This is a genomic window from Zarconia navalis LEGE 11467 (assembly GCF_015207075.1).
GTDB classification, from domain to species: domain Bacteria; phylum Cyanobacteriota; class Cyanobacteriia; order Cyanobacteriales; family Geitlerinemataceae; genus Zarconia; species Zarconia navalis.
Window position 1 is genome coordinate 1 of sequence record NZ_JADEXN010000402.1, and the last position, 5,343, is coordinate 5,343.

Below are 5,343 nucleotides of genomic sequence, written 5' to 3' on the forward strand. Positions count from 1 at the left end.
GGCGGGGTACCGGGGGGCAGCGGCGTGGTGGGAATGGTGGGAAAAGCTTCGAGAAAGTCACTTTGATTGACTTCGTTGGGACTGATGCTTTGCAAAATTGCCAAAACGTCTCCGGTGGCAGCGTTTTGAACGATCGTCCCGCCGGCATTTTCATTGGTTCCAACCCCCAAACTCAAGTCGGCAAAGGTCAAGCCACCGCCGAGTTCGATGAAGTCTTCCCCTTTACGAAAATCGATAATATTATTAATCGCAAGGGTTCCAGTCGGACCATCGCCAATGAGAAAAAAGTCCGTCCCCGCGCCACCGGTGAGGGTGTTTGCCCCCAGGTTGCCGAAAAGTCGATCGTTCCCGGAACCGCCGGAGATGCGATCGTTTCCCTGACCGCCGAACAGCAGGTCGTCCCCTTCATCACCGGAGATAACGTCGTCTCCTTGGTTGCCAAAGGCAACATCGTTTCCCGACCCGCCAAAAATGAGGTCGTTTCCGGCGACATCTAAGGCTCCGCCATCGCTCGTACCGCCCATCAAGACATCGTTTCCTCGATCGCCGTAGAGAATATCGCTGCCGAGATCGCCGGTGACTAAATCTTCGTTCAGTCCACCGCGAACGGTATCGTTTCCCTGTCCGCCACGAACGGTATCGTTTCCTTGATTTCCGTTAATATCGTCGTTTCCATCGTTTCCGTTAATATCGTCGTTGCCTTCGAGTCCAAACGCGAGATCGTCTCCAGAAAGTGCGGCGATTTCATCGACAACGAGGGTTCCTGTCAGGACATCGTTATTTTCCGTTCCGACAATCATGATTCCTAGTTCCTTGTCTCAAGAGGTTTGATTTGTGTGGTTATTGACTCGCGAAACCCGCACCCCACAACACATTTTCTCAAACCTCTAAAAATGGTTTTTGCTTGGGGTTGAGAAACTGTGCTGTTTTTGGGCCAATGGATCGAGCTGATATTGCCCCAATTCTTGCCATCCTTAATATCGATCGATATTAAAGACCTATCCAATTTGGAATAAGACAGAATTCAAAACCAGAAAATATTTTATTTTAAATAATTTCTGGTTTTCGGATTCTCTAAAACGATTTCGATCGTTTTGATAGATAGATCGTGCGAGCGAGATGCTCTCACTTCAACCCCTGATTTTAATTTAGATAGAAGACTACGCAAGTTTACTTCGATTGGGTCAGTTTTTACAATCGATTTTTGCCGATCGAACTTTAATGTAACTTGTCCTCAGATAGAGTCCGGTGACATTTTACAATAATTACAGCAAATCGGTCGCGTATCAAAGGTCAAATCTGCAAAGATTGGGATTTTACTGAAGCGTTATCACACCCCTCGATCGATCGCCTCAACCGGAATTTCAATGCTGAAAGTCGTACCTTGTCCCGGTGTAGAAATGCAATTGAACGTTCCTCCATGTTGGTTCACGACAATATCGTAGCCGATCGACAATCCCAAACCCGTTCCTTGCCCGATCGGTTTGGTCGTAAAAAAGGGATCGAACGTTCGAGTACGAACCTCCTCGCTCATGCCGATACCATTATCGGAAATATGAATGGCAACGGTTTTTTCTTTGACCTGAGTTTGAATGCAAACAATTGCCTTGCCAACTCCCTCGATACCTTCCGAACCGATGGGGAAAGCATCGATCGCATTAGCAAAAACGTTCATAAACACCTGATTTAACTGACTGGCATAGCATTCAACGAGCGGTAACTCGTCATACTCTTTCACCACTTGAATGCGATTTCCAGCATTATTTAATTGATAAGACAGCAGCGATAGGGCGCTTTCGATACCTTCGTGAAGATCGACTTTTTTGAGTTGCGATTCATCGTAACGAGAAAAGTTTCTTAAAGAACGAACGATGTGGGTAATCCGTTGCGTTCCGACCTTCATCGAAGATAGTATTTTAGGAATATCCTGACGGATAAAGTCTAAATCTAGCTCCTGGAGACGATCTTGAATTTCAGGCGCTAAGCAATCACCGTGCTGCCGATATAGATCGATCGAGTCGATCAATTCTCGCGCGTACTCATCTAAATAGGAGAGATTTCCGTGAATGAAGTTGACGGGGTTATTAATTTCATGGGCGACTCCAGCCACCAACTGACCCAAACTCAACATCTTTTCCGTGTGGATGAGTTGTGCTTGAGTGGTTTGCAGTTTCCGCAATGCTTTCTCTAACGTTCTTGCTTGCTGTTTCAAAGAATTTTTGGATTGTCGCAATGCGGTTGCCGTCCGTTTGCGAATTTGCACTTCTTCTTGAAGTTTGGCATTGGCATCTTTGAGTTCGGTCGTTCGTTCTTCTACCCGCTTTTCCAACTCGTCATGAGCGGTTTGTAGGGCTTCGGATGATTGTTTTCGTTCGGTGATATCTCGCGTCACCGTGGCAAAGCCCCGCAGTTCGCCGCTTTCGTTACGCAGGGAGGAGATTGTGACATGGGCCCAAAAGCGCGACCCGTCGCGGCGCATTCGCCAATTTTCGTACTCGACTCTGCCATTGAGGATGGCTCGATCGAGCAAGGAAACTGGAGTCCCGGTTGCAACCTGTTCTGGCGGAAAAAAGCGATCGATGGACTCCCCGAGAATCTCTCGTTCGCTCCAGCCATTAATACGTGTGGCTCCTTGATTCCAACTCACGATCCGTCCGTGTCGATCGAGCATATAGATGGCATAATCTTTCACCCCTTCAACGAGCAGGCGAAAGTGTTCTTCTGGAGAATTAAAATTGGAGTGGGGTTGGGGGCGAGCTACAGTGCATCCGGGTCGTTCTCCCAAATCTTGCACGTTGACATAAAAGAGTCTGCGATCCCGGCAAAATGTCACCTGCCAGCGCAACCATCGATAAATTCTATTACGGCTGAGAAAGCGATTTTTATAGGTTACGGTTTCGAGATCGCCTTCAAGGAGAGTCCAAAGACATTCTCGCGTCGCGGCTCTATCTTCTGGGTGTATCCACGAAAAATACGGCTGGCTCTGTAAATCCTCAATCGACCATCCCAAACACTCGGTCCACATGGGAGCGATTTGTTTGAAGTTGCCATCCAATCCGATCGTACATAGCATCTCCAAGGATAGATCGAGCAGTTTTTGAGGAGCACTCGTCGTTGGTGGAAGGGTCTCGAGCCATCGGATTTTTGCTTTTTTAATGCAGCGATCGTTTTTCTTTTGGCTGGCAAACCTTATTTTGGCAATGTTGCCATTTGTGTTCATTTTTAAATTACTATTAAGAAAATTTTTAGTTTATTATTTTTATTTTACAGAATAGTTTTAGATTTCTACCTCGCTAAGTATAATATTTATTTAATCTTTGAAAAGGACAACTTATACTGCAAATCTCACTCATTGAAATTGAGAGAGATTGACAAAGTTAAGATTGATAAAGTTGGGACTCAAAGTTAGGTTGAGCTAGTGTTTTTGCGATTCGCCCTCTGTTGCATCCCAAGCAAGCACCAGTAGAGCGTTGAGAATTGCAGCGGCGACGGGAGAACCTCCCTTGCGCCCTTCAATGCGAATCTGCGGTACGTCAGTTTGCGCCAGAGCTTTTTTAGATTCGAGTACCGAGACAAAACCAACGGGCGCACCCACCACCAGGGTGGGCCGAACGGAGGATGTCGCAAGACGATCGCACAGTGCCAGCAAAGCTGTTGGCGCGTTGCCAATGACATAGATTCCGTGCGGAAACTGCTCGTAGCACTCCAACATTCCCGTCTCGGTGCGCGTTCTTCCCGGTAATGCCGATGGTGCTCGATCGATCGCGCAAACGATCGGGTTGCCGAAGGTTTTCGAGACCATGGTGGCGATACCTTGTTTCACCATGGTGACATCGGTGATAATCGGCACGGAACTGGGCAGGGCGGCGATCGCTCTTTCGATCGCCCCGGTACCAAACCGGATTAGGTGCTCGAACTCGAAGTCGGCGGTACTGTGGATAACTCGCCGTAGAATCTCATATTCGGCAGGATTCAAAAAACACTCGCCGATCTCGCGATCGATAATGGCAAAGCTTTCTCGGACGATCGGGTGGTTGAGATGGCTAGACATGGAGGTAGGGGAAGCAGGGAAAGTAAAGGCAGCAGGGGCAGGGTTTTGCCCCAAAGTTCTCCGGTTGCCTTTTATATTGTCTTCTATCGATGGCTGATTTTGGAATGGTACTATCTCCAAAATCACAAAACCCCCAGTTAGAAACTGAGGGAATTATTCTTAAGAGAATTAAAATACCCAATAGAGGAATAACCTGATGTCGCTTTGGGGGTTAAAATTCACAGAAACGTTGTCGTGAAATTTTGCGCGGGCGACGCGCTCTAAAAACCGCCAATGACGATTATGGATGCAAGGCTACAGAACAAGATTAAAGCCATAGCCCAAATCGTAATATAGGGGGCGTGGTTTGCAGTTTGAAAATATTCGTTAATTTTTGCATCTTTCTCTTCCGGATGCCAAATCATCGGTTTCATTATTTGACCTCTTTTTTATTTCAGAAGGACTCGATTGCTGACTTTTAACTAGCACCGCTCGAAATTAAAATAGTAGCTAGATAAAATCCGTTACTAATAAAAACACTAGCTCTTTTTCTAGGTAAAGAATAGCAAAAAAAAGAAATCTTAATTTCTAGTATTAAATGTTTATCACGGTTTGTTGCGAGTGGCGGGCAGGTTAACGGAAATGAGTACTACTTGGTGCGTCTTTATCCGCTTCATGCTGATGGGTCGCTCTTTATTCCCGATCGCCCGCTCCATCCGCAAACTCGCAAATCTCAGTATAAGGACAGACCCGACAGACTTCAGAGGAGGGAGTTGCCGTGTAGTCTCCGGCTAAAATTTGCCCCACCAATGTCGCAGCCTCTTTTGATGTTACCGCTAAATCCTTTGCCCCGAAAGTATGGAGGAGATCGTGACGCAGATAGGCAATGCGAGCGACCTTTGCCCCGACAGCTTCAGCATATGCCCAGAGTTGAAAGCGGTGATATTCGGGAGCGAATTCCCGATCGGTTTTGAAATCCAATACCCAATCCTCCCCGATCGCATCGACCCTCCCGTTGAATGTCAAGCCGGCAAAAGTCAGGCGGATGTTTTGTTCTTGGGCTGTTATCCCCTCACGCACTGAAGCGTAGCTAGGATGGCGATCGAATTGTTGCGCCAGGACGATCGCCTCTTCGATGGATTCTCGCCCCATGCCAGGGTCAAACCGCGCTAGGGCTTCGATGTCCCGAATTCCCGATTCTAGGGCTTTGTGGACGAGGGTACCGATGCGTCCGGCAATGGCAATGCCTTCCCCTAACCCCGGATGCCCGCGCAGGATGGAAAACTCGAACCGCTGGGGACAGCAGGCATAGT

General features: G+C 47.6%; 5 protein-coding genes. All 5 read right to left on the reverse strand.

Annotated features, from left to right (window positions below):
- A partial coding sequence (locus IQ235_RS18000; protein ID WP_319592621.1) for a calcium-binding protein occupies positions 1 to 800 on the reverse strand: 800 nt, incomplete at its 3' end.
- A gap of 530 nt (positions 801 to 1,330) precedes the next feature.
- Positions 1,331 to 3,220, reverse strand: a complete 1,890-nt coding sequence (locus tag IQ235_RS18005) for a PAS domain-containing sensor histidine kinase (protein ID WP_264322793.1) — start codon at positions 3,218 to 3,220, stop codon at positions 1,331 to 1,333.
- A 195-nt stretch (positions 3,221 to 3,415) separates the two neighbouring features.
- Positions 3,416 to 4,051, reverse strand: coding sequence for a cobalt-precorrin-8X methylmutase (locus IQ235_RS18010; RefSeq protein ID WP_264322794.1), 636 nt, complete (start codon positions 4,049 to 4,051; stop codon positions 3,416 to 3,418).
- 260 nt (positions 4,052 to 4,311) lie between these two features.
- Positions 4,312 to 4,464, reverse strand: a complete 153-nt coding sequence (locus IQ235_RS18015) for a hypothetical protein (protein WP_264322795.1) — start codon at positions 4,462 to 4,464, stop codon at positions 4,312 to 4,314.
- A gap of 259 nt (positions 4,465 to 4,723) precedes the next feature.
- The coding region (locus IQ235_RS18020; RefSeq protein ID WP_264322796.1) for a PD-(D/E)XK nuclease family protein at positions 4,724 to 5,343 on the reverse strand (620 nt) is incomplete at its 5' end.